The following is a 25,592-nucleotide window of genomic DNA, read 5'->3' as shown; positions in this document are numbered from 1 at the left end:
CATCAACCTGGTCTACAGCAAGCGCAACCGGTCGGCCTGCATCCGGATCCCCATGTACTCCTCTTCCGAGCGGGCGAAGCGGATCGAGTTTAGGACTCCCGACCCCTCCTGCAACCCCTACCTCTCCTTCGCCGCCTGCCTTATGGCTGGTCTGGACGGTGTGGCCAACAAGATCGATCCCGGCCAGCCCATCGACAAAGACCTCTACGAGCTGCCCGAGGCCGAGGCGCGCAAGGTCAAGCACCTCCCGGGCTCCCTGGACGTGGTCCTGGACGCCCTCGAGAAGGACCACGACTTCCTCCTCAAGGGCGACGTCTTCACCAAGGACTTGATCGAGACCTGGATCTCCTACAAGAGGACCAACGAGGTCGACGCCATCAGGCTAAGGCCCCACCCCTGGGAGTTCGCCCTCTACTCCGATATCTGAGACGCGAGGACCCTAGCTCGACCTAGGGAGGCTAGGGGGCGGGCGGAGACGGGCCGCGGCTCTTTGATACGAGCCGGGAGCCGCGGCCTCGGCTGAGATCACCACCCCTTGGCCCTCAGACGACTCGGCCGGCCCCTCTTCAACGAGTCACGGTCTGAACCGGGGGGGACAAGGGGCAGGCGGCTAGAGCTGGGGGCGGTCTGTCACGTCAGGCCCGGATGGACCGCACCGATGCTCAGGCCGCCCGCGGGCCTTCACGTAATCGCTCTCAGGCGACTCCGGAAAGGCGGTCTCGAGCCCGGAGCTCCGAGGGGAGCAAGCACCGATAGATGAACTCGTTCACCGCCACCGGCACCCCCCCTTCCCGACCCAGGCGCACGACCGCACCGTTCTGGTACTCGAGCTCCGAGGGGCGTCCCTCGAGAATGTCGCGCTGCATGGATGCGGTGGCGTCTTTGGGCATCCCATCGACGAAGCGCATGGTCCGCGCCACGGCCTCGTCCCCAACCGCGATCCCCCGCGCTCGGGCCAGGTCCCAGACTTCCTGCATCGCCGTCGTCAGCAGGTCGCGGGTCTCGGGTACCCCGCGCATGACGCCCGCCGGCATTCGGGTCACCGCGCCCAGACCGCTGAAGGGGGCGATGAAGAGAAACTTCTCCCAGACCGCGACGTTGATGTCCCCGGGCGTGTGCACCGAGAGGCCGCGGGCCCTCTCGAAGATGGCCCGCAATGCCCCCACCCTCGCGCTCTCGCGGCCATCTCGCTCACCGAACTCGACGCGCGGGTCCATGGCCGCGTGCCGGATCCGGCCGGGAGCCACGAGGTAGCTCAAGATCCGGCAGAGCCCACCCAGGACGCGTTCTTTCCCCACCACCCTCCCCAGTTCGTCGGCGGCCTCGACTCCGTTTCCGAGGGGAACCACGAAGCCCTGCGGCCCCAGCATCGGCGCCATCCGTTGCGCGGCTTCTTGCACCTGCCACGCCTTGACGCACACCAGCACGGCGTCGACTTGGCCCACCGAACCACAGTCGTCGGTCGCCTCCGCGCGAACCTGGAAGTCTCCGGCAATGCTCTCCACCCGGAGACCCTCGGCGCGGATCGCCTTCAGGTGCTCGCCGCGGGCGATGAAAACCACTGACTCCCCCGCCTGGGCCAAGCGGCCTCCGAAATAGCCGCCCACGCCCCCCGCCCCGAAGATCACGATGCGCATCTATACTCCTCCCCGTCGCGAGACCGTCGCCGCCGTATTCCGTGACGGCCGCTACTCCTTAAGATCCTGGCTTACCAAACAGGGGAAATCCAGACGCGGGTCGCTGAAGATGGCGCACCGGCGGCGGTGCCTCCCGCCGCGGGCGGGGTGGTACCATCCTTGTCGTGCGTGCCGCTCTCCCGCGCGTCATCAATGCTGTCGCTCCCATCCGCATCTGTGACAACGGGGGCTGGACCGACACTTGGTTCGCCCGCCACGGAAGGGTCTTCAACATTGCGGTGTCTCCCCTCGCGGAGGTACAGATCGAGGCCCGGGAACGGGCCGCGGGAGAGCCGGCGGTCGTGATCCATGCCGAGAACTTCGGGCACCGCTACGCACCGAGCCCCGATCGGGAGGGCTGGGACCGCCATCCCCTGCTGGAAGCCGCCGTCCGGCGGGCGGCCCTCGCCCGTGACCGGGCCGTGCAAATCACCATCTTCTCTGAGGCGCCGCCGGGAGCCTCCACCGGAACCTCGGCCGCCGTGGCCGTGGCCCTCGTGGGCGCTCTGGACCGCCTGAACGGCGGTCACCTGGACCACCACCAGGCCGCCTACGCCGCGCACTCCATCGAGGTGGACATGCTTGGTCGGCAGTGCGGAATCCAAGACCAGCTCTGCTCGGCCCACGGCGGCATCAGCTATATCGAGATGACACAGTACCCGCAAGCCTCCGTCACCCGCCTGGAGGTGGACGAGTCCACGGCTTGGGACCTGGAGCGACGTCTAGCCCTGGTCTACCTCGGACGCTCGCATGACTCGTCGGAGGCCCACGAGCGGGTCATCCGGGAGCTGGAGGAGGCGGGACCCGAGTGTCGCCGGCTCAACGACCTCCGTCGGACGGCCGACCTTTCGCGGGACGCGGTCGCGGCGGGTGACCTGGAGGCGCTCGGCCGGGCCATGATCGAGAACACGGACGCCCAGGCCCGTCTCTGCCCCGATCTCGTGGGTCCCGACGCCCAGCGGGTCATCGCCATCGCCCGAGCGCACGGTGCCCGCGGCTGGAAGGTGAACGGCGCGGGAGGGGAGGGAGGATCGCTCACCCTCCTCGCGAGCCCGCGTGCCCACGAGAAGCGGGCCATGATGCAGGCTATCGAAGCCGATAACCCCCTCTTCCGCCGCATCCCCATCCAGCTGAGCCACGAAGGCTTGCGCGTCTGGGAACGCGCCCCCGACTAGGCCGGCGCCGCCATGCCCCGGATCCTTGGCCGCGACTACACGCCTGAGGAGCTCCGCGCCCTGACGGGCACCCTCTCCCAGCTGGCCGGCGTCCGCACCGTCGTCCTGGCGGAGGGCAAGGCGCGCGGCCTGCGGGTGGCGGAGGTTTGGACGGGCAGCGGCCTTCGCTTCCAGGTTCTGCTTGATCGCGCCCTCGACATCGGGGCCGCCGAACACCGAGGACGGCCGCTGGCCTGGATCCACGACGCCCTGGGCACGCCCGCCCAGTACGACCCCCGAGGACGGGGGTGGCTGCGCACTTTCGGGGGCGGTCTGGTCACGACCTGCGGTCTCTCCCACTTCGGCCCGCCCGAGGAGGATGGAAACGCCGCCTGGGGCCTCCACGGCCGCATCGCGCACACGCCCGCGGAGAGGGTCCGGGTCACCGAAGAGTGGCGGGAGGGGGAGTTCGTCCTGGAGATCGCGGGAGAGGCCCGTGAGACCGCCCCCCTGGGCGAGAACCTGCTCCTCACCCGCACGGTCACCACCCGCCTGGGCGCGGACCACTTCACCATCGAGGACCGGGTGCGAAACGACGGCTTCCGCCCCGCCCCCCACATGATCCTCTATCACTGCAACTTTGGCTTCCCGGTCGTGAGCCCGGAGTCCGAGCTCGTCGTCAGCGACGCATCCGCGGCCCCCCGCGACGAGGCCGCCGCCCGGGGCCTGGCCCGACACGGGCGCTTCGAGCCGCCGGACCCCGGTCGTGCCGAGGAGGTCTTCTTCCACCGCCCGCGGGTGGGGGCGGACGGCCTGGCCCAGGCGGCCATCGTGAACCGGGCCCTCGGATTCGGCGCCTATCTGCGCTACCGGGCGGCGGAGCTGCCCTGCCTCGCCCAATGGAAGATGATGGGCGCGGGCGACTACGTCTGCGCGCTGGAGCCGGCCACTCATCCCGAGACCACGCGCCGACAGCTCCGGGAGGATGGCCGCCTTCGCCTGCTCTCCCCCGGGGAAGAGGTGCGTTACCGCGTGGAAGTGGGCGCGCTGGGGGACGCGGACGCCGTCCACGCCTTCGAGGAGGGGGCGGGCGGGCTCGGATAGAATGGGTCGATCATGAATCCCGAAACGCCCGAGATCGACGAGTGCCTCTCTCGGGCGTCCACCCTCCCCGCGCGCTGGTACACCGACCCCGCCGCGCTCCAGCGCGAGAATGAAGCCCTCTTCGCCCGCACCTGGCAGCTGGCGGGCCGGGCCTCCCAGGTCGAGAAGCCTGGAGACTATTTCACGCTCGAGGTCGCGGGCGAGCCCCTGATCGTGGTCCGGGAAACGGAGCGCCGGCTGCGCGCCCTTTCCGCCGTCTGCCGCCACCGAGCGGGCCCCGTCGCCCGTGGAGTCGGCAATCGTCCGTCGTTCCAGTGTGGTTACCACGGCTGGACGTACGGCCTGGACGGGAGGCTGCTCGCCACCCCGGAGTTCGAAGCGGTGGAGGGGTTCGACCGGACATCGGTCCGGCTTCCCGAGGCCCGGGTGGAGACCTGGGGCCCTTTCGTGTTCGTCAATCTGGACGAGCAGGCGCCCTCTCTGGAGGAATGGATGCCGGAGGTCTTCTCCCGGGCCTCCGCCCTCCCCCTCGAGCGCATGCGGGTCGTAGAGCGGCGGGACTACGTCGTCGCCTGCAACTGGAAGGTCTACGTCGACAACTACCTCGAGGGCTACCATATCCCCGTCGTCCACCCCGCCCTCTTCCGCGAGCTGGACTACACGAGCTACCGGACGGAGATCTTCAAACACGTGTCGCTCCAGCTGTCGCCTCTCCGGCGGGGGGGCGAGAACCGGCACTACACCGCGCCCGAGGAGCAGGCCGGTGAAGCCCTCTATTTCTGGATCTTCCCCAACCTGACGCTCAACCTTTACCCCGACAACGTCTCCACCAACCTCATCGTGCCCCTAGGGCCGGAGAAGACCCTCACCATATTCGAGTGGTTCCTCAAGGACCCCGGGCGAGCGGCGGACGGGGAGGCTTCTCGCAAGGCGGTGGATTTCAGCGACGCCATCCAGCGGGAGGACATCGCGATCTGCGAGGCCGTGCAGAAGGGGCTGCGCTCCCGGACCTACAACCGCGGCCGCTTCTCCGTCCGCCGGGAGAACGGCGTCCACCACTTCCACCGGCTGCTGGCCCGGTTTCTCTCTCCGCGGGCCTGAGCCACCTCAGCGCGCGCTCGCCGGCCTCCCCAGGAGCCAGTGGTCGAACCACTCCAGGTTGCGGTTCATGGCGTCCAACATCAGCTTTGGTTCCTGGATGCCGTGGGGCTGTCGTGGGTAGACGACCATCTTCGTGGCTACCCCCTGGCGCTTGAGCGCGTTGTAGAGCTCGTAACCCTGCGATATGGGGACGCGGAGGTCCTGCTCACCGTGCAGGATCAGGGTAGGGGTGCTCACGCCTCGTACGTTGAACATCGCGGAGTGGGTCCGCCAGCGATCGAAGACGTCCCAGAAGTCCCCTCCGAAGTAGTCGGGGATGAAGCTCGGGATGTCGGCGGTGCCCGTGAAGGACATGAGGTTGGTCACGCCCGCCCCCACCGAAGCCGCCTTGAAGCGCCGAGTCTGGGTGATCACCCACGAGGTCATGTACCCCCCGTAGCTCCAGCCCATGATCCCTAAGCGCTCGGGATCCGCGAGTCCCTTGGCCACGAGCGCGTCGACCCCCGCCAGGATGTCGCGGTAATCTCCCCCGCCCCAGTCCCCGTAGTTCGCATAGCGGAAATCGCGGCCGTAGCCGCTGCTGCCCCGTACATTGGCGCGCAGGACCGCATAACCACGCTCGGCGAAGATGGCCACGGGATAGGGCGAAGGGGTGCCGGTAAAGGACCGCAGGAAGACTCCGGTGGGCCCCCCATGGACAACCACCAGCAAGGGCACTCGCGTCCCCGGCGCGTAGCCCACCGGGTAAGTCAGGAGACCCTCAATCGTCTGGCCGTCCGCGGATCGCCAGCTGACGACCTCGGACTTGCCGAGTGACTGCGCCGGCAGGTCCTGGGTGTGGCTGATCTGCACGGGGGCCCAGCGATCCAGTCCGCTCACAAAGGCCTCGGGGGCCCGCTCGGTAGCCTGGGATGTGAAGCCAACCCGGGTGCGGGAAGAATCCAGAAGGGGGCCATCCACCATCAGGTCCGCGGGCCCTAGGTCCGCGGGCGGCCCTCCGTCCGTGGGCAGAGCGATGAGCCGGCTAATCGTGCCCCGGACCTCCGCCACCAGGACACGCTTACCGTCCTTCGACCAGCCGAGCAGCTCGGGCCGCCGGTCGCGGGTCTCGGCGAGGGGCCGGGGGGCCCCGCCCCCGGCGGGGACCACGTACACCCGGGAATCGTTGGCCCAGGTGGGGGGGATATCGGTCGCCGTGAAGGCCACCGCGGAGCCGTCGGGCGAGAAGAAGGGCTCCCGTTCCGCGGCCGCCGTGGCCGCCAACGCACGCACGGAGGCGGAGGCCACATCCACCACGGAAACGTCCGACCGGGGCCAGTCGTCCACGTGGGGGCTGGGCTGGTGGGAGAAGACGATCGACGTACCGTCGGGAGACCAATCGAAGCCTGCCGGCTGCTCGACCTGCCCCACGCTTAGCGAGCCCGTGGTCAGTGGTCGCACGCGCCTTCGACCGTCCGCGTCCTTTTCCACCGGGACCACGTAGAGGCGGATCATCCGGAGCTTCTCGTCCACCACTCGCGCATCCCGCTTCTCCTTCTCCGCTTTCTCCTCCTCCTCCGTTTTGGGGTCCGTCATGAGAAAAGCGATGCGCCCACCGTCCGGCGAGCAGCGGAAAGCTCGCACGCCCCCCTTCTCGTCGGTGATGGGCTCCGCCTCCCCGCCGTCCACGGGAATGCGCCAGACGTTGGCCTTGCCCCCGCGCTCGGACAGGAAGGCTATCCATTTGCCGTCCGGGGACCAGGAGGGGGCGGTCGCCGACTTGTCTCCGCGCGTGAGCTGGAAGGAGCCGGAGCCGTCGCTCCGGCCCACGTGGATCTGGGACAGCCACTCACTCTTCTCGCCTTCCATCACGGCCGTCGCCACCACAAAGGCGGCGCGGCTGCCGTCGGGCGAAACGCGCACCGCGCTCACCCGCTTAACCTTGAATGCGGCCTCCGGGGACCAGCCACGCGGGGCTTGGGCAAGGGCGGAAGGACCGGGGATCCAGAGGGCGAGGACGGCCATCGCACGCAGGAGAGTGGGGCGCATAGAGCCTCCAGGCTTGGTCGGGACCGAGGCCGGATTATACGCCCCCCCGCGGACCGGCCCTGCGGATCGAGTCGGCTTTTGGCCATCTTAGGGGCCGCGCGCGTTCCCCGGGTGCTCCGTCTAGGCGGAGAGCGGTGATGAAGCCGGTCCCCGGATGCCCCAGCCGGATGCCCCAGCCTGGATGCCCCAGCCTGGATGCCCCAGCCTTGACGGCGGTGGGGCCGCCGACGTAGTGTCCTCTTCGACATCGAGCCCGGGGTTCGTCGGTTCTCCCAAGGAGGCCATGGAACTCTTCTCCTGCGACGTGCTGGTCGTGGGCGGCGGCGGCGCGGGCTTGCGGGCCGCCATAGCCGTGGTCGAGAGCGATCCCCGGCTCCGGGTGGCTGTCATCTCCAAGGTCTATCCCATGCGCAGCCATACCGTTTCCGCGGAGGGGGGAGCCGCTGCGGTCATCAAGGCCGGGGACAGCCTGGACGAGCACGCCTACGACACCATCTCGGGAGGCGACTGGCTCTCGGACCAGGACGCCGTAGAAGCCTTCGTCAAAGAGGCCCCCGAGGAGATGCTGCGGCTCGAGCACTGGGGCTGCCCCTGGAACCGCGAGCCTGATGGCTCGCTCGCGGTGCGCCCGTTCGGAGGGATGAAAGTCCAACGCACCTGGTTCGCCGCGGACAAGACCGGCTTTCACATGCTCCACACGCTGTTCCAGACCACCCTGAAGTACGACACTATCCAGCGTTACGACGAGTGCTTTGTCACCAAGCTCTTGGTGAACGAGGGGCGCTGCCAAGGGGTGGTGGCCATCGAGGTGGCCACGGGGAAGATCCTGGCCATCACGGCCAAGGCGGTGATTCTCTGCACGGGAGGCTGTGGCAAGATCTTCCCCTTCACCACCAACGCCAACATCAAGAACGGCGACGGCATGGCGCTCGCGTACCGCGCGGGGGCACCCCTTAAGGACATGGAGTTCGTGCAGTACCATCCCACGGGGCTTCCCTTCACGGGGATTCTCATTACGGAGGCGGCCCGCAGCGAGGGGGGTTGGCTTCTCAACAAGGACGGCTACCGCTACCTCCAGGACTACGACCTGGGCAAACCCGAGCCCAAGCCGGTCCTGCGCTCCATGGAGCTCGGTCCTCGAGACCGGCTCTCTCAGGCCTTCGTGAAGGAGCAGGAGAAGGGGCGAACCCTTCAGGGCCCCTACGGAGACTACGTCCACCTCGACGTCCGCCATCTGGGGGAGAAGGTAATCAACAAGAAGATCCCCTTCGTTCGGGAGCTGTGCCTCAAGTATGAAAACATCGATCCCGTCAAGGAGATGATCCCCGTCCGTCCCGTGGTTCACTACATGATGGGCGGCGTCTCCACGGACATTCAGGGAGCGACCCCCCTCCCCGGGCTCTACGCGGCCGGGGAAGCGGCCTGTGTGAGCATAAACGGGGCTAACCGTCTGGGCTCCAACTCGCTCCCTGAGCTCCTGGTCTTTGGATCGCGGGCGGGGCGGGCCGCGGCTGCCTTTGCTTCCGCGCAGCCGGATACGAGCCCGTCTGTCCTCCTCGCCGCTCACGACGAGGAGAGCCGCCTCGAGCAGATGCTGGGCAGGCGGGGGGGCAAAGAGAGCATCGCCACCCTGCGGGCAGAGATGCACCGCGCCATGGAAGAGAGCGCCGGGATTTACCGGACGGAATCTTCACTGGGGCAGGCGGCGCAGAAGCTCTCGGAACTGCAGGATCGGGTCGAGGACCTGTCGCTGGACGACCACAGCTACACCTTCAACACCGAGCTGACCTCGGCCCTGGAGCTCTCTTACATGCTCGACCTGGCGCAGACCATCGTGCACGCGGCTCGAGAGCGGCGGGAGTCGCGCGGCTCCCACCAGCGCACCGATCACCCCCAGCGCGACGACAAAGGGTTCCTGAAGCACTCTCTGGTCTTTCGCGGGAAAGATGGCACTCCCCGGATCGACTACTCGCCCGTCACCATCACCCGTTGGCCCCCGGGCCAGCGGGTCTACGGGAGGTGAGGACATGCCGCAGACCGTCACCATCGAGGTGGCGCGGTATCGGCCGGAGCGGGAGGCGGAGCCCATCTTCGAGACCTACGAGGTTCCCTTCCGGAAGGACTGGGTGGTCCTCGACGCCCTAAACCACATCAAGGACAAGCTGGACGGAACCCTCTCCTTCCGGTGGTCCTGCCGGATGGGGGTGTGCGGCAGCTGCGGGATGAGCGTGAACGGAAGGCCGAAGCTGACCTGCGCCGCCTTCCTCTCCGACCATCTTCCCGGCCCCATCCGCGTGGAGCCCCTGCGCTACTTTCCGGTGGTGCGGGACCTCGTGGTGGACATCACGGACTTCATGCGAAAGCTCAAGAAGGTGAAGCCCTGGATCATCCGCAAGGAAGAGAAGCCGCTGTCGGGGGGGGAGTACCGCCAGACCCCGGATGAGCTCGACGCCTATAAGCAGTTCAGCATGTGCATCAACTGCATGATCTGCTATTCCGCCTGTCCCATTTACGGTCTGGAGCCCAGCTTCATCGGTCCCGCGGCGATCGCCCTCGCCCAGCGTTACAACCGGGACTCCCGGGATCAGGGCGCGGAGGAGCGCTTGGAGATCCTTTCCGAGCACGACGGCATCTGGCAGTGCACGTTCGTGGGAGAATGTACCAAGGTGTGTCCCAAGAACGTGGATCCGGCGGGGGCCATCCAGCAGTACAAGCTCACGAGTGCGCTCCATTGGGTCCGGACTCTCCTCCCCCGGGGATGAGATGAGCTCCCCCGCCCGCTACACCCCCTACCATCCGAAGTGGTATCGCCGCCGGGTCTCGGTCTGGTGGTGGCTAGAGACGAGCTCTTACACTGGCTTCGTCCTGCGCGAGCTGACCAGCGTCTTCGTGGCGATTTTCGCTCTGGTCCTGCTCTGGGAGCTGCGCGCCCTGGCCCAGGGTCCGGCTGCCTACGCAGCCTTCCTCGCCCGCTTGAGAACACCCGCCTTCCTCATTCTCCATGCGGTGGCCTTCCTCTTCGTGCTCTTCCACTCCGTCACCTGGTTCAACCTGGCCCCCAAGGCCATGGCGGTGCGGATCCGCGGCAAGCGCGTGCCCGATCTGGTGGTGGCTGGACTCAACTACGGGGCTTGGCTGTTTCTCTCCGTGATCGTGGCCTTCATCCTCCTGCGCGGCTAAATGACAAGGCCCATCACGCCTCTCCTCTGGTTCCTGTTCAGCATGGGGGGGACCCTGGCTGCCCTGCTGTTCCCGGTGCATCTCTTCCTCACCGGGTTGGCCTTTCCCCTGGGCTGGCTGGAGGCGCCCTCCTACGCGGCCCTGCTCGGGCTCTTGAAGCAGCCCCTGACCCGGCTCTACCTCTTCGTGCTCATCGCCTTGCCGCTCTTCCACTGGGCCCATCGCTTTCGCTACACGCTCTACGATGGCCTGCAGCTCAAGCACCTGACCGAACTGATTGCCGTCCTTTGCTACGGCACCGCCCTCGCCGGTTCGGCCATGGCCGCATACACGCTGTGGAGGATCCCCTACTAGGCTAGGGAGGGACTCATGTTCGAGCTCAAGCCTCTGTCCGAGAAGGCCGTTCCCCGGGCCCTCGAGCGCGCGGAACGGTACCGTCTCCTGAACGAGCCCGCGGAGGCCGAAAGCATCTGCCAGGACGTGCTCCGGATCGAACCGGAGAACCAGCAGGCCCTGATCTCCCTCCTCTTGGCCCTCACCGACCAGTTCGAGGGCATGGCTCGGGATGTCAACCAGGCCCGGGAGCTGCTTCCTCGGCTGCGCGGCGAGTACGAGCGGGCCTACTACGCGGGGATCATCTGCGAGCGGCGAGCCAAGGCCCAGTTCCATCACGGGGGACCGGCCTCCGGCTTCGCGGCCTACGACTGGTTCCGCGAGGCCATGACCTGGTACGAGAAGGCGGAGGCCATCCGCCCCCCCGGGAATGACGACGCCCTGCTGCGCTGGAACACCTGCGCGCGCATCCTCATGCGCCACCCCCACCTTCAGCCCGGGCCGCAGGAACGCACGGAACTGCCCCTCGAGTGACCTTCGAAGCGCCACCGTCGCCAACCCTGCCCCCCCGAGGAGCCGCCCCCGCCTCGTCTTGCCGGGCCCTTCGCCGGACTCGAGCTCGGCCCCTCTTGAGGATCCAGGATGACGGCGATCCGAGAAAGGCCGAGCGGCCACGCTTTCCGGGCGGCTCCCGACGGCGAGAAGCCGCCTCCGATCGTTAAATGGCTGAGCTCAAGGTGGGGACGGTTGTGGACTGGCAGCGCTTGTCGTCCATCCTCGCGACCTTCTCCCTCTTGCCTTCCGCCGGCGACTCTTTCCCTGACTACAAGGCGGGCCAGTACATAGCGCTCCGGCGCGACGACTGCCGGATCACGAAGCGGGTGGTCGGCCCGGACGGCCATCCTACGATCGTCCACGTCCTGGACGAGTCAGGGCGGCCCCAGCGCGGCCCCGTGACCCACTCCTATTCGATCGCCTCCGCACCCTACGAGACGCGCGCGGGGGGATACCTCGGCTTCTACGTGGTGCTCGAAACGGATGAGAGGAGCGAGCCCGGCCGCCTAACGGAATCCCTTTTTCGGATCCATCCCCCCGAGGACAGCGAGATCAAGTACGTGAACCGGATCGTGGGGGACTTCACCCTCGACAAGCGGGCGCGGGGCTTCAAGAGCGTCCTCCTCGTCGGAACCGGGACGGGCCTGGCTCCCTTCGCCTCCATGATCAAGCAGCTGCACCACGACGCGGAACGGGGGGCGAGCGACGGCGTCCGGTACACCCTCCTCCACGCCAACCGTACCTCCGAGGAGCTGGCCTACCACCAGAGCCTTCAAGCCATCGAGGCCGCGCAGCGCTTCGATTTCGTCTATCTTCCCAGCGTCAGCCGACCGCGGCCGGATGTGGCCGACCCGACCTTGGGGCGGGGCCGCGCCAACAACGTGCTCCGCCACATCTTTGGCATGCCCCTGCGGGAGGAGCAGACGGTGCTCGAGGCGGAAGCCAAGGGAGAGGACGCCGCGCCCGCCCGGGCGGCCCTGAAGAGTGTCGTGATGCCCGCGTTGCCGGGGCACCGCTCCCCCGCGGAGCTGCGCGAGCGACTTCCCCCCCCGCAGACGGTCGTCCTGACCTGCGGCAACCCCTACCTCATGGCCGACATCAAGTTCATCACCGAGACGAACGGGATGCGTTTTGAGAAGGAAGATTGGTGAGCTAGGGGCGGGAGGGTTGGGGAGCGAGTCTCGCCCGGCCGGTGTCGGCTCAGACGCTCGGCTTCAGGATCAGACCTTCGTTCCGTCGGCCGTTCATCTTCACCAGGATGGGCTGGGCCAGCCGCAGATGGCGCACGTGGCTCGCCTGGCTGAGGGCCGGCTGGGCGTCCAGCCAGTCCCAGTCGAGGAAGCCGTCCCCGCTCTCCGGGTTGACCGTGAAGTAGCCGACATTGAAGGAAGTGAGGTTCTGGAAGAAATGGGTCCCCTGGGAAGGCGTGACCTTGAGGTCGCGGAGCCCCGCCTCCACGATGGTCTGGGCGCCCGACACCTGGTCCCAAGTGACGGGGATGCCCAGCCAGGGATCGCGGGACCCCCAGCGCCCCACCCCGATCAACAGGTAGGGGGTGCGGTGGTCGAGGAGCTCCGCGTTGAGCCGTCCCACCTCCGAGGCGGCCTCCCGGCTCCGCGCGCGCTCGAAGCGCTGGAAGTCCACCACCACCAGGTCCCGTATCCCCTCGATGCGGCCGTTCCCGAGTACGCGCCGGCTGCGGCAGAGGACCGCCTCTTCCCTCACCTCGCCCAGCTCCAGCTCCTCCGTCTCCCGAGAGAGGGCGAGCGGCCGCATCTGTAGGAACCCGAACTCCCGGGGCTGCCCGGGCGGGGGCCGGAGGTTGACCGCGAACTCGATCTCCACCGGGTTGCCCATGCCGGCCGCCCCGAGCCCCATGATCACGTCCAGGACCTCGGCCAGGGGGAAGAGGGCATGCTTGAGCACGGGAGCGAAGGTCACCATCCGGACCCCGTGGCGGGACAGCCCGTCATACACGGCGTCATTCTCCGGCGAGTAGGTGGACCCCACCGAAGCCAGCGTCCCATCCGCCTCCGCAACCTCCAAGCCAAAGGAGACCTCGTGCATGTTCTCTTCCCCTGATTCCCCCTCCAGGGCCACCGCCCAGAACTCGCGCTGCGAGCTCTCGAGCATGTCGGAGACGGAGGAGAACTGGGGGACATGGCGCGGGTAACGCGGGCAGAAGCGCAGGCAGGCGCCCCCCTCCGCGATTCCCTTCCCCAGGCCCAGGGCCACGGCCACGATGCCGTCCTCGGCGGTGAGGGGTGGAACCGGGTAGAAGTTGTGCGACCGGGCCACCCCCGAGAAGTCAGGATAAAAGCGCGGGCCACAGGCGGAGCCCACGATCTTCTGGAGGATAACCGCCATCTTCTCCTCCTCTATCCGGTAAGGGGTGGCGCGGATGTAGCCCTGGGCGTGCTGGGAGAAGGTGGAGGCGAAAACGCGCTTCACCGCGTCCAGGACCTGGCCGAGACGCTCGGCCAGGCTCCAGGCGTTGTTGGGCAGCATCAGCGTCTCGTAGACGCCGGTGAAGGGCTGGTGCTGGGAGTCTTCGAGGATGCTGGAGGAGCGCACGGCTAGGGGATAGCGCACCTTCTCCAGGAACGCGGCCAGATCCTGGGCGGCCTCCTCCGGGAAGGGTGCGTCCACGAAACGCCGCTCGACCTCGGCATCATTCCCCGATTCCACCGCGAAATCCCGCAGGCTGTTCTCCTCCAGGAAGCGGTCGAAGACGTCGGTAGCCACGACCACCGCCGGGGGCACCGACACCCGGACCCCGGGGAAGCGGTCGCGCACGCCGTGCTGGTCCAGGAGCCGGCGCACGAAGGCCAGCCCGCGCGCCTTACCCCCCAGGGACCCTCCTCCGATGCGGTAGAAGTCGCCGCTAGTGTCGAAGCTCCCGCGCTCGAAGTCCGCCACCGTGGACTGGGCCTGGGCTCGCCGGTAATCGGCAATGGAGCGAATCAGGCTCTGGCGCAGCTCCTCCCCGGTAGCGAAGTCGGAGATCTTGCGCGGCCGCAGCTCGTGGGCCAGCGCAAACTCCGTCCGCGCCTTGAGCCACTTGGAGAAGTGGTTCCGGGCCGCGTGGTAGACGACCGATTCCTCTAGGACCGTGCCCAGCTTCTCCTCCAGGCTCCGGAGATCCGAGGCGCGGTCCACCTCGGTGCCCTCCGGAGTGCGGAACACGAAGTCCCCAAAGCCGAAATCCTGGAGCATGTAGCGGCGGAGGTCGTTGAGGAGGACGGGCGAACCCTTGAGCAGGAAGGCTGCCCCCAGGGACCGGGCCAGGGCCTCGTTCTCCGCGCGCGAGGACTGCAGGATGACAGGGATGTCGGGGTAGGGCTCGCGCACCCGGCGCGCGAAGTCCACCCCCGCCTCGGGCGAGCGGCGGCCCCCCCTCGGGAACTCGATATCCGAGATGACGCCCAGCACCTCCTCTTCGTAGGAGGTGAAGGCGGCCCAAGCCTCTTCGTAGGTGCCGCAGAGCAGGATCTTCGGGCGCGCCCGCATGCGCAGGATCTTCTGGGAGAGGTTGAGCCCCTCCGCGATCACCCGCTGCGAGTGGTGCAGGAGCTCGTTGTAGATGGCGGGCAGGAAAGAGGAGTAGTAGCGGACGTTGTCCTCGATGAGGATGATCACCTGCACCCCCACCGCCCTCGTGTCGTGGGCAACGTTCAGCTTGTCCTCCAGATACTTGACGATGCCCACCAGGAGCCGGGCGTCGCCTTGCCAAAGAAAAGGACGGTCGAGGTTGACGCTGCCGGCCGCGGTCCCGGGCTCGCCGAGCTCATGGGTGTCCCAGGCGAGGAGGACGATGGGCGCGTCCAGCCCCTCGGCCTTGACCCGCCGGGCCAGCTCCACCGCCGTCATGTCGCCAACGTGGGCGGTGGTGATGATGAGATCGAAGCGGCGGGGCTGCTTCCGGATGAGGTCTAGGGCCTCCGCGCCGTTCGCCGCTCCCGTGAGGCCCGGGCCGTAGTGGAGGTCCAGGTTCCGGAACTCCCCCAGCATCCGCTCGCTGAGCTGGCCGGCCTCTTCGAGGAGGAAGGTGTCGTAGGGGCTCGCCACCAGGAGGATATCCATGATGCGGTGGTGCATCAGGTCCTGGAAGTCGTGGAACCGGCCGGGGGGAGGCGGGCCGGGCCCGGCGGGCGCGCCCATGGGGCAGGCCGTTTTCAGACCAAGCCCTGGTCCATCATGGAGTCGGCCACCTTCAGGAAACCGGCGATGTTGGCCCCGCTCACGTAGTTCCCGGGGCAGCCGAAACGCTCCGCGGTCTCCACGCAGGCCTGGTGGATGCTCTTCATAATGATGTGCAGCCTCTTGTCCACCTCCTCGCGGGTCCAGCCGTAGCGCATGCTGTTCTGGGCCATCTCCAGGCCGGAGACGGCCACCCCCCCCGCGTTGGCGGCCTTGCCGGGGCCGTAGAGGATCCGCGCCTCCACGAATTGGACCACACCGTCTAGGTTGGTCGGCATGTTGGCTCCCTCGGAGACCACCTGTACGCCGTTCCGCAAGAGGTTGGCCGCGTCCTTGCCGTTGATCTCGTTCTGGGTGGCGCTGGGGAACGCACAGTCTGCGCGGTGGTTCCAGAGGGGGTTATGGTCCGACTTAGCGTCGAAGGGGGTATAGACCACGCCCTTGTGCTTCTCCGCGTACTCCTTGATCCGCCCCCGGCGCACGTTCTTGAGCTCCATCGCGAAGGCCAGGCGTTGCCGGTCAATCCCCTTCTCGTCGTAGATGTACCCGCCGGAATCGGAGAGGGTCAGGGGGCGGGCCCCCAACTCGATGAGCTTCTCCACCGTGTACTGGGCCACGTTGCCGCTACCGGAGACCAGACAGGTCTTGCCCTGAAGGGTCTGCTGGCGCGTGGCCAGCATCTCGGAGGCAAGGTACACGCAGCCGTAGCCGGTAGCCTCCGGCCGGATGAGGGAGCCCCCCCAGTTCAGGCCCTTGCCCGTGAGGACGCCCGCGAACTCGTTGCGCAGGCGCTTGTACTGGCCGAAGAGATAGCCGATCTCCCGGCCCCCCACCCCGATGTCCCCCGCGGGCACATCGGTGTTGGGCCCGATATGGCGGAAGAGCTCGCTCATGAAGCTCTGGCAGAAGCGCATGACCTCGTTGTCGCTCTTCCCTTTGGGGTCGAAGTCGGATCCGCCCTTGCCCCCACCCATGGGGAGGGTGGTGAGCGAGTTCTTGAAAACCTGCTCGAAGGCCAGGAATTTGAGGATCCCCAGGTTGACCGAAGGATGGAAGCGGAGCCCGCCCTTGTAAGGCCCGATGGCGCTGTTCATCTCGATGCGGAAGCCCCGGTTGACTCGGACCTGGCCCTGGTCGTCCTGCCACGGCACGCGAAACAGGATGACCCTCTCCGGCTCGACGATCCGCTCCAGGATCTTGCTGTGGCGATATTCGGGATGGCGGTCCAGAACCGGAGCCAGGGACTCCGCTACCTCCTGGACGGCCTGGTGGAACTCGGGTTCCGCGGGGTTCTTGGCCTTGACGTCCGCCATCAGCGAGGATGCGTAGTCGTTCATCTCTCTCTCCCATGGGGGCGTGCCGCCGTGCCCTCGACCCTCACCCTGCCCGGACCTCCGCGGCGCGGCGAGTCCTTTGACCGCCGTCGGCCCGACGCCACCCGCCGGCGCGGAAAGGCCAAAGCCGCCCGTGCGCTCCCGCCCCCTTCACAGCTTGAGGCGGCCCCGGATCGCTTTCAACACCTTGCCGGCTTCGGTCTTCTTTTTACCCTCCAGCCGATCGCGGACCGCGTCCTCCAGCGCCTCCTCGATCTCGAGGAGCGCCCCTTGCTCGCCCGCCGCCAAGCCCGCCGAGAGCACCGCCTCCCGGAGCTCGTCCGCCCCCGCCTCCCTCTCCACCTCGACGTAGGCGGTGACCACCTCCCCCACCCCCGCCTTGGACGCGGCCATGACCCGGGAGAGAAGGGAGATCCCGGCCTTGTTGACGAGGTGGTTCACGGCCGCGGTGGCGATGATCTCGCGCCGCAGGACGTGGGCATCGAAGTGCTCCCGGAAGGATTCGCGCAGCCGGTGCGGGAAGTAGGCCTCCAGGAAGGGACCGCCCGCGGCACTGTCCGGGAAACCGGTTTCCATAAGCATCTCGAAAGCGAACATCTTGGTGTGGCCGAGGAGCACGGCGAGGAGCGGGCGGGGCAAACCCCGCTCCCGGTGGGGGCTGGAGAGCAGCTCCTCCCGGCTGGGCACCGCGTCGTCGGCGCGGCTCAAGACCCCCGCCCCCGTCATGTCGTCGATGATGTTCACGAATTCCTCGTAGCGCTTCGCGCTCCGCACCCCGTCCAGGGTGAGGGCCAGGGCCTGGTTGTCGTTGTCGGCCAGGACCAGGGCCGCCACCTCCTCCGTCATCTCGGCCAGGATGTGATTCCGCTCCTCGCGGCCCTTGACCACGCCCTTCTTGATGAGCATGTCCAGGAGGATCTTGATGTTCACCTCGTGATCGGAGGTGTCCACTCCCCCGGAGTTGTCGACGGCGTCGGTGTTGAGGAGCCCGCCTCCGGCCCAGTACTCGAGCCGGGCCTTCTGGGTCAATCCCAGGTTGCCCCCCTCCCCCACCACCAACGCCCGCACGTCCCGGGCCACCACCCGCACCCGATCGTTGGTCCGGTCCCCCGCGTCGGCGTCGTCCTCGCTCGCCGCCTTCACGTAGGTGCCGATGCCGCCGTTGTAGACCAGGTCCACCCGCGCGGTGAGGATGCGTCGGATCACCTCCTCGCCGCTGGCCGCGTCCGCCTGGATCTCGAGCAGCTTCTTCAACTCCGGGGAGAGGTGGATGGCCTTGGCGGAGCGGTCGAAAATCCCGCCTCCCTTGCTGATGAGGGAGGCGTCGTAGTCGCGCCAGGACGAGCGGGGGAGGTGGAAGAGGCGCTCCCGCTCCTTGAAGCTCCGCTCCAGATCGGGGTCGGGGTCGAGGAAGATGTGGACGTGGTTGAAAGCGGCCACCAGCCGGGTGGCCCGGCTCAGAAGGGCGCCGTTGCCGAAGACGTCCCCCGACATGTCGCCGATGCCGGCCATGGTGAAGGGCTCCCGCTGGATGTCCCGCCCCAAGTTGCGGAAGTGGTGCTTCACGCACTCCCAGGCCCCCCGGGCCGTGATGCCCATCTTCTTGTGGTCGTACCCTGCGCTCCCCCCGGAAGCGAAGGCGTCGCCCAGCCAGAAGCCGTACTGGGCGGACACGCTGTTGGCGGTGTCGGAGAGGTGGGCCGTGCCCTTATCGGCGGCCACCACCAGGTAGGGGTCATCGCCATCGTGTCGCACGACCTCGGGAGGGTGGAGCACCTTGCCGTCCACGATGTTGTCCGTCACGTCGAGAAGCCCGGAGACAAACTCCCGGTAGCGGTCGACGAGGTAGGCGTCCAGGGCGGGGCGCCCGGGCACCTCCCCCTTGAGCACGAAGCCCCCCTTCGACCCCACGGGCACGATGATCGAGTTCTTGACCATCTGGGTCTTCATGAGACCCAGGATCTCGGTGCGGAAATCGTCGTGGCGGTCGCTCCAGCGGATGCCGCCCCGGGCCACCCTGCCTCCCCGCATGTGGATCCCTTCCAGGAGCCGGGAGTGGACGTAGACCTCGACTAGGGGCCGGGGGGAGGGCATCCCCTCCACGCGGCGACTATCCACCTTGATCGAGAAGACGGGGCGCTCGGGCCGCTGGTAGACGTTGGTGCGCAGCGCGCAGCGCACCAGGTTGTCGAGGGCCCGAAGGATCTCGTCCTCGGTCAGACTGCCCACGGCCTCCAGGGCTTTGCCCACCCCCGCCTCCGCGGCGGCGATGGCGGCCGCCCGGTCGGCGGGGAGGCCGGGATCGAAGCGAGCCGCGAAGGCTTGGAAAAGGGCTCGCGCCACCCCGCTGTTCCGGAGGAGCACGCCGTTCACGGTGTCCGCGTTGTAGTAGGGCCGGACCTGCAGGAGGTGGTTGCGGAGGGTACGCAGGACTTCCACGTCCCGCCAGCCCAGACCCGCCTGGAGGATCAGCCCATTCAAGGGGTCGTCCGTGGCCCGCTCCTCGTCAAGGGCGCGCAGGGCGCGCGCGAAGCGCTCCTCGCCCTCCAGCAAGGCCGCGATCCGCTCCGGCGTGGCCTCCATGTCGAAGCGGTAAAGGAAGCACTTGCGCCCCTCGGGCAGGGCCAGGGGGATGCGCAGCTCCTCCGTCACCGTGAGCCCGAGATTGTGGAGGGTGCGCAGGATGTCGGTCAGGCCCAGGGCGCGCACCGAGTAGAGGTTGAGGGCCACCACCCCCGCGGAACGGTGGATGACGCGGATTTCGAGCCGCCCCTCCAGGTTCTCCAGGTGCCTGACGTCGTCCGGCACCTGCTCCGCGGGCGTGGACTCCCGGTAGAGTCCGCTGCGGCTCTCCAGCCGGATGTAGCGGCGGAAGAGCCGTCGGCCCTCCCGCTCCCCGAACTCCTTCTCCACCGCCGCCGCCACCCGGTCCTCCCAGGTGGTCACGAGGGGGGCGGTGAGCCGCTGGACCGCATCCGGCTCGATCGGTCGGTCCAGCTTGGCGGCGTCGAAGTAGAAGAGGAACAGGGTGACGTTGCCGAGGTCGACCGAAGTCCCAAAGGAGATGGGGCCAAAGGAGTCGCCCAGGCCGGCCCGCAGGGCCTCTTCCGTCTGGTACGAATAGCGAAGACGCGAGAAGGCGATGTAGAGGGCCACATAGCCCGAGCCCTTGCGGCAGTGCACCGCGATCTCGTCGTCCCCCGTCAAGTACACGATGCGGTTGATGATCTCCTTGAGATCAGCCACGTCCGCGTAGAAGAGCTCGGTCTTGGGAATACGGTTGAAGGCGGCCCGGATCTCCCGCCAGGCGTGGGAGTTCGGGTCGGCCCCGCTCTCCCGCAGCAGCCAGTCCAGCTTGTCCTTGATGAGAGGGATCTTATCCGCACGCTGGGCGAATGCGGCCCGGGCGAAGCGCCCCAGGATAACCGTCGCCCCTATCAGGGTGTCGCCCGGGCCCCACTCGCGGACCACGATGTCGTCGATCGGCTCCAGGTGATAGATGGCGGAGGCGTTGTTGCAGTAGTCCATGTCGATGATGCGGTCGTCGCCGGGCGCCGGGTGCAGGTGGGTCTCCACTTCTTCCACCCACCCCGGAAAGACCACGGGGAGAAGGGTGGTGTCGTTGAAGACGCCGGTGGCGGTTTCGTCGATCCGCTCGAGGAGGCGATCCGGCCCCAGCCGGTAGCGGATGGTACCCATCAGGATGTGGTTGTCGTCGAGGAGCCAGTCCAGAAAGGCCCGGGCGGACTCCAGGTCTCCGGGCTTGCGGCTGCGCAGGCGGGGGCCGATCTCGCGGCAGGTCCGGACCATGTCCGGGAAGTCCTCCACCGCCATGAACACTGCCTTCAGGACGGAGTAGATCTCGTGCTCGATCCGGCGGAGCCGCTCCTTGGACTCCACGGGCTCGATCTGGAAATGGCAATAGCACTCCTTGCTGCCCTCGTCGTGGGGCCCGCCGATCCAGACGATCCGCTCCCATTGGCGACGGACGGTGAAGACCGGGCAGATAGCGGAGAATACGCGGAGCCCCGCCTTGCGGAAGTAGTTCTTGAGGCCGTCGAAGATGAACGGGGTGTCGGCGCTGTGGGTCTCGATGACGGTGGTCTCGAGGGGCAGGCCCTGGCCGCCACCCATGGCCACCGCCTCCGACTCGCCCGGGTTGCGGGCCCAGACGTGGATCCCGGGCAGGCCGCGGTAGAGCTGAAAAGCGGGCGGGATCTCCCGCGCAATGAAACGGAAATGGGATCGGATGCGCGCGGCCAGGGCGGAGGGGGCGAGGCCCAGGGCCAGGCGATCGGGCATCTCCGCGAACACCACGGGGGCCAAGGCCAGGAGGAGGTCCCGGTCCTCGGGTGCGGCCTCGCGCCTCAAGATCTCCGTGACCTCGGCGAGCGTGGCCGCCCGTCGCTGCGGGTCCGCCGTGAGCATAAGGCCTCTTCTCCCTTGGCGACCGGATGCTACCCCTGCCCGGCGGCGAAGTCGAGAGCGCTCATCCGCCTGGCCTACGCGATCCTGCTAGAATCCGGGCACCGATGAAGTTCGAGATCAAGTACCCGAGCGGCGACCGCCACGAGGTCGTGCTCCAGGGGACCATGGCCGTCCTCGGCCGGGACCCCACCTGCGACCTCGTCCTCAGCGACGTGAAGTGCTCGCGCCGCCACGCGGTCATCGAGGCCGGACCCGACGGCCTGGCCATCCGCGACTCGGGCAGCGCCAATGGCGTCTTCGTCAACGGCCGCAAGGTGGAGCGCGCAGGGCTCCAGCCGGGCGACCTGATCCGTCTGGGAGAGGTGATCCTCGAGGTCCTTCCCGAAGAGGTGACGGGGACGGTGGTGATGGCCCCGGAAGACATGGGGGAGCTGAAGCCGGGGGCCCGCGCCCGGCCGGTCCCGCCCCCGAAACCGTCCCCACCCCAACGGGAGGCCCGACCCGCGGGCCGAGCCTCCGGGGCCATTCCCCGCCCTCTGACCGTGACCACCTTGGCCAGTCTCTGGCTCCTATCCGCCGTCGTCTACGCCCTGGCCGGACTCGGCGCCGCCACCCTCTCCGGGCTCCAGAGCGACTGGGCGATCGCGGCCGCGGGAGCCGGCCTCGCCCTGGCCTTCCTCTGCGGGGTCATGGCGTTCGGTCTCTGGTCCCGCAGCGGCTGGGCCCGCGTCGTCCAGATCGGAATCGCCGGTCTCGGCCTCCTCACCTGTGCCTACACGCTGGCCTCGGCCACCATCCTCGTCCACATGCTGCGCGGCGACGTCCGGATCCACTTCTCGGGACGCCAGGATTTCCAGGAACTCTCGCCGGTGGAGGCGGAGACGGTGCTCGGGGGTGCCTCGGCGGACACGACCTTCGCCCTGACCATCCTCGCGATGTTTCTGCTGGGGTCCATCCTGAGCGCGGCCGGGGTCTGGCTAGCGGTCCACCCCCCTCGCTAGCCGTCCCCGCGGGGCGGGGGCTCCGCGCAACAGCCCGGTCCCGCCCTCAGCCCGAGGTCAGGCCGCCCGGGGTGAGAACCAACCGGTAAGAGCCCCGGGAGGGCCGGCCCTCGGCGTCGGTCAGGGGAAAGTAGGTCGACTCCGTGGTGGCGGAGCGGATTGCCCAATCCGAGCCCGTGGCGGCACCCGCCTCCCAGCGCGCGAGGAGCCGCCGCTGGAGACCGCGCCACCAAGGATGGACGGCGAGCGGCCCACTAGGAGGCAAGGGCACCGCCTGGTGCGGGAGCTCGTTGTGTCTGTCCGGCGTCCGGTAGCCGTTGTGCGCGAACTGCAGCTCGAACAGGTTGGGTACGCCGGCGGCGTTGAGGATGGGCGCGAGCCGTAGCACCCGCCCCTTGACCGCCACCTCGTCCCCGTAGATCCAAGCCTCGGCCACCGCCGCCCCCGCGGGGTCGCGGAAGACCACGCGGTGCGTGTCCAGGGCTTCGTCGCGCACCGGCTGGTCTGGGGCCGCCCAGCGCACGAGCTCCATCCGCGTCTCGCCCGTCACCTCCACGAGCATCACCGGCCGGTCCTCGGTCAGGGCCAGGAAGCCGGCGCGCATCAGGGTGACGGTGGCGATGAGGAGGAGGGCCAGGAGCAGGCCGATCTGCACCGCCAACGAGACCAGACCGGGAGGCCCCCGGCGGCGGCGCGAGCGCACGGCCAGTGTGGAAAGCACGAGGCCAGCCACGAGGAGGGCCGCTCCCGCCGCTCCCAGGCCCCACACCAGGCGGGGGGCGGCGAAGAGCGTGTAGACCACACCCCCGGCCAGGAAGAGGCCGCCTCCCAGCACGCGGCCCGCGAGCAGGACGGAGCCACAGCGGGGGTCCAGGAAAAGCAGGCTGAGGGAGCGCAGAGCGAGGGCGAAGAAGGCGGTCAGCACGGCCGCCGCGGCCAGGTTCTGCACCTCCACCAGGGTCCCGAGCACGCCCGCGACCAAGCCCATAAGAGGAGGATAACATGCCCCAATTCGTTGACTCGTGGGGAGCTATGGGGTAAAAACACTCGTGCACACGTTGCGGAATCCCCCATGAACAGAGAAGAGGCGCTCGCGCTCTACCGGTCGATGCTCCTGATCCGGCGCTTCGAGGAGCGTTGTGCCCAGCTCTACGTCGAAGGCAAGATCGGCGGCTTCCTCCACCTCTACATCGGTCAGGAGGCGGTGGGGGTGGGGGCGATGAGCCTGCTGCGTCCCGACGACTACTTCATCACGTCCTACCGGGACCACGGTTACGCGCTGGCCCGGGGCACGGACCCCCGTCCTCTGCTCGCTGAGCTGTGCGGCCGGTCCACCGGTATCAGCCGCGGCAAGGGCGGAAGCATGCACTTCTACGACGTGCCCCGCGGAAACTTCGGGGGAGACGGCATCGTGGGCGGACATTTGCCGGTGGCGGCAGGCATCGGCTACGGCATCCGACTCCGGCGCACGGACCAGGTCTGCCTTTGCTTCTTCGGGGACGGGGCCGTGAACGAGGGGGCCTTCCACGAGGCCTTGAACGTGAGCGCGCTTTGGGACCTTCCCGTGGTGTACATCATCGAGAACAACCGGTATGGAATGGGTACCGCTCTGGACCGGGCCTCCTCGGTCAAGGACCTCTACCAGCGCGCATCGGCCTACGGCATGCCCCGCCGGGACGTGAACGGGATGGACCTCCTGGCCGTGCGCGACGCCCTCGCGGAGGCCATCGACCGCGCCCGGAAAGACAAGCGCCCCAGCCTGGTAGAGATGGAGACCTACCGGTACCGGGGTCACTCCATGTCCGACCCGGGCAAGTACCGCACCAAGGAAGAGGTCGAGCAGATGATGCAGTACGACCCCATCCACCAGTTCGGCAAGCGGCTCCTGGAGCAGGAACGCTTCTCCGCCGCCGAGCTGGAAGCGGCGGACAAGGAGGTGCTGGCCCAGATCGACGAAGCCGTCCGCTTCGTGGAGGAGAGTCCCTTTCCTCCCCCGGAGTCGCTCTACGAGGACGTCTACGTGCGCTCTCCCTACATCAACATGCAAGCCGCGGAGAAGGACCCCGCCTGGCGCGCGGCCGTCCGCGAGGACCGCGTTCCGGAGGAGCTGCCCGTGGCCTCCCCGGCCAGGGTCGGTAGCTGACCATGGCCGTCCTGACCATGCGCGACGCTCTCAACCAGGCCCTCAAGGAGGAAATGGCCCGCGACCCCAACGTGTTCCTCCTGGGCGAGGAGGTGGGCGCCTACCAGGGAGCCTACAAGGTCACCCAGGGCTTGCTCGCCGAGTTCGGGGAGTGGCGGGTGCGCGACACGCCCATCGCGGAGGAGGCCATCGCGGGGGTGGCGGTGGGAGCGGCCTTCATCGGCCTCCGTCCGGTGGCCGAGATGATGACCTTCAATTTCTCGATACTGGCCCTGGACCAGATCGTGAACCACGCGGCCAAGTACCGCTACATGTCGGGCGGCCAGATCCGGTGCCCCATGGTCCTGCGGGGGCCCTCGGGGGCCGCGGCCCAGGTGGCGGCCCAGCATTCCCAGGCCTTCGAGAGCTGGTTCGTCCATATCCCCGGGCTGGTGGTGGTCATGCCCTCCACGCCCCGCGATGCCAAGGGCCTCCTGAAGAGCGCGATCCGGGACGACAACCCGGTGATCTTCATGGAGAACGAAGTCCTCTATAACTTCAAGGGCGAGGTCCCGGACGAGGAGTACCACATCCCGCTTGGCCTAGCCGAGGTCAAGCGTGCCGGGAAGGACGTGACCATCGTGGCCTGGAGCCGCTCCGTGGTGACCTCCCTCGCCGCCGCCGACCTCCTGGCCAAGGACGGGATCGAGGTCGAAGTCGTGGATCCGCGCACGCTGCGTCCCCTCGACGAGGACCTGATCTTCGAGTCCGTCCGCCGGACGAACCGCTGTGTGGTGGTCGAGGAGGGCTGGCGCTACGCGGGGTTCGGGGCGGAGATCGCGGACCGCGTGCAGCGGGAGTGCTTCGACGACTTGGACGCCCCCGTCCTCCGCGTGACCGCGGCCGATGTGCCCATGCCCTACGCGAAGACCCTGGAGCGGGCCTACCTTCCCCAGCCCGAGAAGGTCGTCGATGCCGTGCATCAGGTGCTCTACCGGTGACGGTGAGCAAGGTCGTGCTGGCCAAGCTGTCGCCGACCATGGAGGAAGGGACCATCGTCAAATGGAGCAAGAAGGAGGGCGACCCCGTTAAGGTGGGGGACGTCCTGGCCGAGATCGAGACCGACAAGGCCAATATGGAGATGGAGGCCCTGGGGACGGGGATCCTGCGCAAGGTCCTGGTTCCGGCGGGGGGCAAGGCACCCGTGGGCACCCTCATCGGCGTCATCGCCGACGCGGGGGAGGACATCTCCGCCCTCTTGAAGACGGCGGGGACAGTACTGCCGGCCCCCGGGCCCCCTCCGGCCGTGGCCGCCCCCCCTTCCGTGCCCGTCCCCCCTCCCCCTCCCGTGGCCGCTCCCGCTCCCCTGACCCCCG

20 protein-coding genes are annotated in these 25,592 nt (G+C 68.2%); 14 read left to right on the top strand and 6 right to left on the bottom strand.

Translation table 11 applies throughout. The annotated features are described in order from the left end of the window. Positions 1–427 (top strand): glutamine synthetase (gene glnA, locus VN461_00465; GenBank protein ID HXB53228.1); only part of this gene is annotated, 427 nt, incomplete at its 5' end. Positions 428–695: 268 nt separating this feature from the next. Here glnA and VN461_00460 read toward each other — a convergent pair. Next, positions 696–1,637: a 2-dehydropantoate 2-reductase gene (locus tag VN461_00460; GenBank protein HXB53227.1), complete on the bottom strand. Its 942-nt coding sequence runs from the start codon at positions 1,635–1,637 to the stop codon at positions 696–698. 164 nt (positions 1,638–1,801) lie between these two features. Between VN461_00460 and VN461_00455 the strand changes: the two genes are divergently transcribed. From VN461_00455 to VN461_00445, 3 genes are read left to right on the top strand one after another with little or no spacing between them, the layout of a single operon-like run. Beyond that, a complete protein-coding gene (locus tag VN461_00455; protein ID HXB53226.1) occupies positions 1,802–2,851 on the top strand; it encodes a GHMP kinase in 1,050 nt (349 codons plus the stop codon). Between the two features lie 12 nt (positions 2,852–2,863). Next, a complete protein-coding gene (locus tag VN461_00450; GenBank protein HXB53225.1) occupies positions 2,864–3,934 on the top strand; it encodes an aldose 1-epimerase family protein in 1,071 nt (356 codons plus the stop codon). A 12-nt stretch (positions 3,935–3,946) separates the two neighbouring features. After that, complete coding sequence (locus VN461_00445; GenBank protein HXB53224.1) at positions 3,947–5,035, top strand: SRPBCC family protein; 1,089 nt, start codon at positions 3,947–3,949, stop codon at positions 5,033–5,035. A 6-nt stretch (positions 5,036–5,041) separates the two neighbouring features. Here VN461_00445 and VN461_00440 read toward each other — a convergent pair whose 3' ends face one another. Next, the gene (locus VN461_00440) at positions 5,042–7,063 is read right to left on the bottom strand and encodes a S9 family peptidase (protein ID HXB53223.1); all 2,022 of its coding nucleotides are present in this window, start codon (positions 7,061–7,063) and stop codon (positions 5,042–5,044) included. A 283-nt stretch (positions 7,064–7,346) separates the two neighbouring features. Here VN461_00440 and frdA point away from each other — a divergent pair, with 283 nt between their 5' ends. The 6 genes from frdA to VN461_00410 all read left to right on the top strand — a co-directional run bounded on the left by frdA (position 7,347) and on the right by VN461_00410 (position 12,282). Next, on the top strand, positions 7,347–9,086 hold the full coding sequence (frdA, locus tag VN461_00435) for a fumarate reductase (quinol) flavoprotein subunit (protein ID HXB53222.1): 1,740 nt from the start codon (positions 7,347–7,349) through the stop codon (positions 9,084–9,086). A 4-nt stretch (positions 9,087–9,090) separates the two neighbouring features. Then, on the top strand, positions 9,091–9,825 hold the full coding sequence (locus tag VN461_00430) for a succinate dehydrogenase/fumarate reductase iron-sulfur subunit (protein ID HXB53221.1): 735 nt from the start codon (positions 9,091–9,093) through the stop codon (positions 9,823–9,825). 1 nt (position 9,826) lies between these two features. Further along, complete coding sequence (locus tag VN461_00425; GenBank protein HXB53220.1) at positions 9,827–10,243, top strand: fumarate reductase subunit C; 417 nt, start codon at positions 9,827–9,829, stop codon at positions 10,241–10,243. Continuing rightward, a complete protein-coding gene (gene frdD / locus VN461_00420) occupies positions 10,244–10,597 on the top strand; it encodes a fumarate reductase subunit FrdD (protein HXB53219.1) in 354 nt (117 codons plus the stop codon). Between the two features lie 15 nt (positions 10,598–10,612). Next, the gene (locus VN461_00415) at positions 10,613–11,110 is read left to right on the top strand and encodes a hypothetical protein (protein ID HXB53218.1); all 498 of its coding nucleotides are present in this window, start codon (positions 10,613–10,615) and stop codon (positions 11,108–11,110) included. Positions 11,111–11,298: 188 nt separating this feature from the next. After that, on the top strand, positions 11,299–12,282 hold the full coding sequence (locus VN461_00410; GenBank protein ID HXB53217.1) for a hypothetical protein: 984 nt from the start codon (positions 11,299–11,301) through the stop codon (positions 12,280–12,282). A 49-nt stretch (positions 12,283–12,331) separates the two neighbouring features. On the opposite strand, the gene VN461_00405 is transcribed toward VN461_00410, so the two are convergent. The 3 genes from VN461_00405 to VN461_00395 form a co-directional block, all read right to left on the bottom strand. Beyond that, complete coding sequence (locus tag VN461_00405) at positions 12,332–15,292, bottom strand: PEP/pyruvate-binding domain-containing protein (GenBank protein HXB53216.1); 2,961 nt, start codon at positions 15,290–15,292, stop codon at positions 12,332–12,334. A 14-nt stretch (positions 15,293–15,306) separates the two neighbouring features. Continuing rightward, positions 15,307–16,668 carry an NADP-specific glutamate dehydrogenase gene (gdhA, locus tag VN461_00400; GenBank protein ID HXB53215.1) on the bottom strand — a complete coding sequence of 454 codons (1,362 nt, stop codon included), beginning with the start codon at positions 16,666–16,668 and terminating at the stop codon, positions 15,307–15,309. A 147-nt stretch (positions 16,669–16,815) separates the two neighbouring features. Beyond that, entirely contained in the window at positions 16,816–21,093 is a 4,278-nt protein-coding gene (locus VN461_00395) for an NAD-glutamate dehydrogenase domain-containing protein (GenBank protein HXB53214.1), read from the bottom strand. A gap of 104 nt (positions 21,094–21,197) precedes the next feature. Between VN461_00395 and VN461_00390 the strand changes: the two genes are divergently transcribed. After that, positions 21,198–22,094: an FHA domain-containing protein gene (locus VN461_00390; GenBank protein HXB53213.1), complete on the top strand. Its 897-nt coding sequence runs from the start codon at positions 21,198–21,200 to the stop codon at positions 22,092–22,094. A gap of 46 nt (positions 22,095–22,140) precedes the next feature. Here VN461_00390 and VN461_00385 read toward each other — a convergent pair whose 3' ends face one another. Then, the gene (locus tag VN461_00385; GenBank protein HXB53212.1) at positions 22,141–23,082 is read right to left on the bottom strand and encodes a hypothetical protein; all 942 of its coding nucleotides are present in this window, start codon (positions 23,080–23,082) and stop codon (positions 22,141–22,143) included. A gap of 84 nt (positions 23,083–23,166) precedes the next feature. Here VN461_00385 and pdhA point away from each other — a divergent pair, with 84 nt between their 5' ends. The 3 genes from pdhA to VN461_00370 form a co-directional block, all read left to right on the top strand. After that, positions 23,167–24,237, top strand: a complete 1,071-nt coding sequence (pdhA, locus tag VN461_00380) for a pyruvate dehydrogenase (acetyl-transferring) E1 component subunit alpha (GenBank protein HXB53211.1) — start codon at positions 23,167–23,169, stop codon at positions 24,235–24,237. Between the two features lie 2 nt (positions 24,238–24,239). Continuing rightward, positions 24,240–25,217 (top strand): pyruvate dehydrogenase complex E1 component subunit beta, encoded by a 978-nt coding sequence (locus VN461_00375; protein HXB53210.1) that lies wholly within the window; start codon positions 24,240–24,242, stop codon positions 25,215–25,217. Beyond that, the coding region (locus VN461_00370; protein ID HXB53209.1) for a biotin/lipoyl-containing protein at positions 25,214–25,592 on the top strand (379 nt) is incomplete at its 3' end. The genes VN461_00375 and VN461_00370, both read left to right, overlap by 4 nt.

Source organism: Vicinamibacteria bacterium (assembly GCA_035570235.1).
In the GTDB taxonomy this organism is placed as follows: domain Bacteria; phylum Acidobacteriota; class Vicinamibacteria; order Fen-336; family Fen-336; genus DATMML01.
The sequence above is the reverse complement of the archived record's forward strand: the minus strand, read 5'-3'. Positions and strand labels throughout refer to the sequence as shown.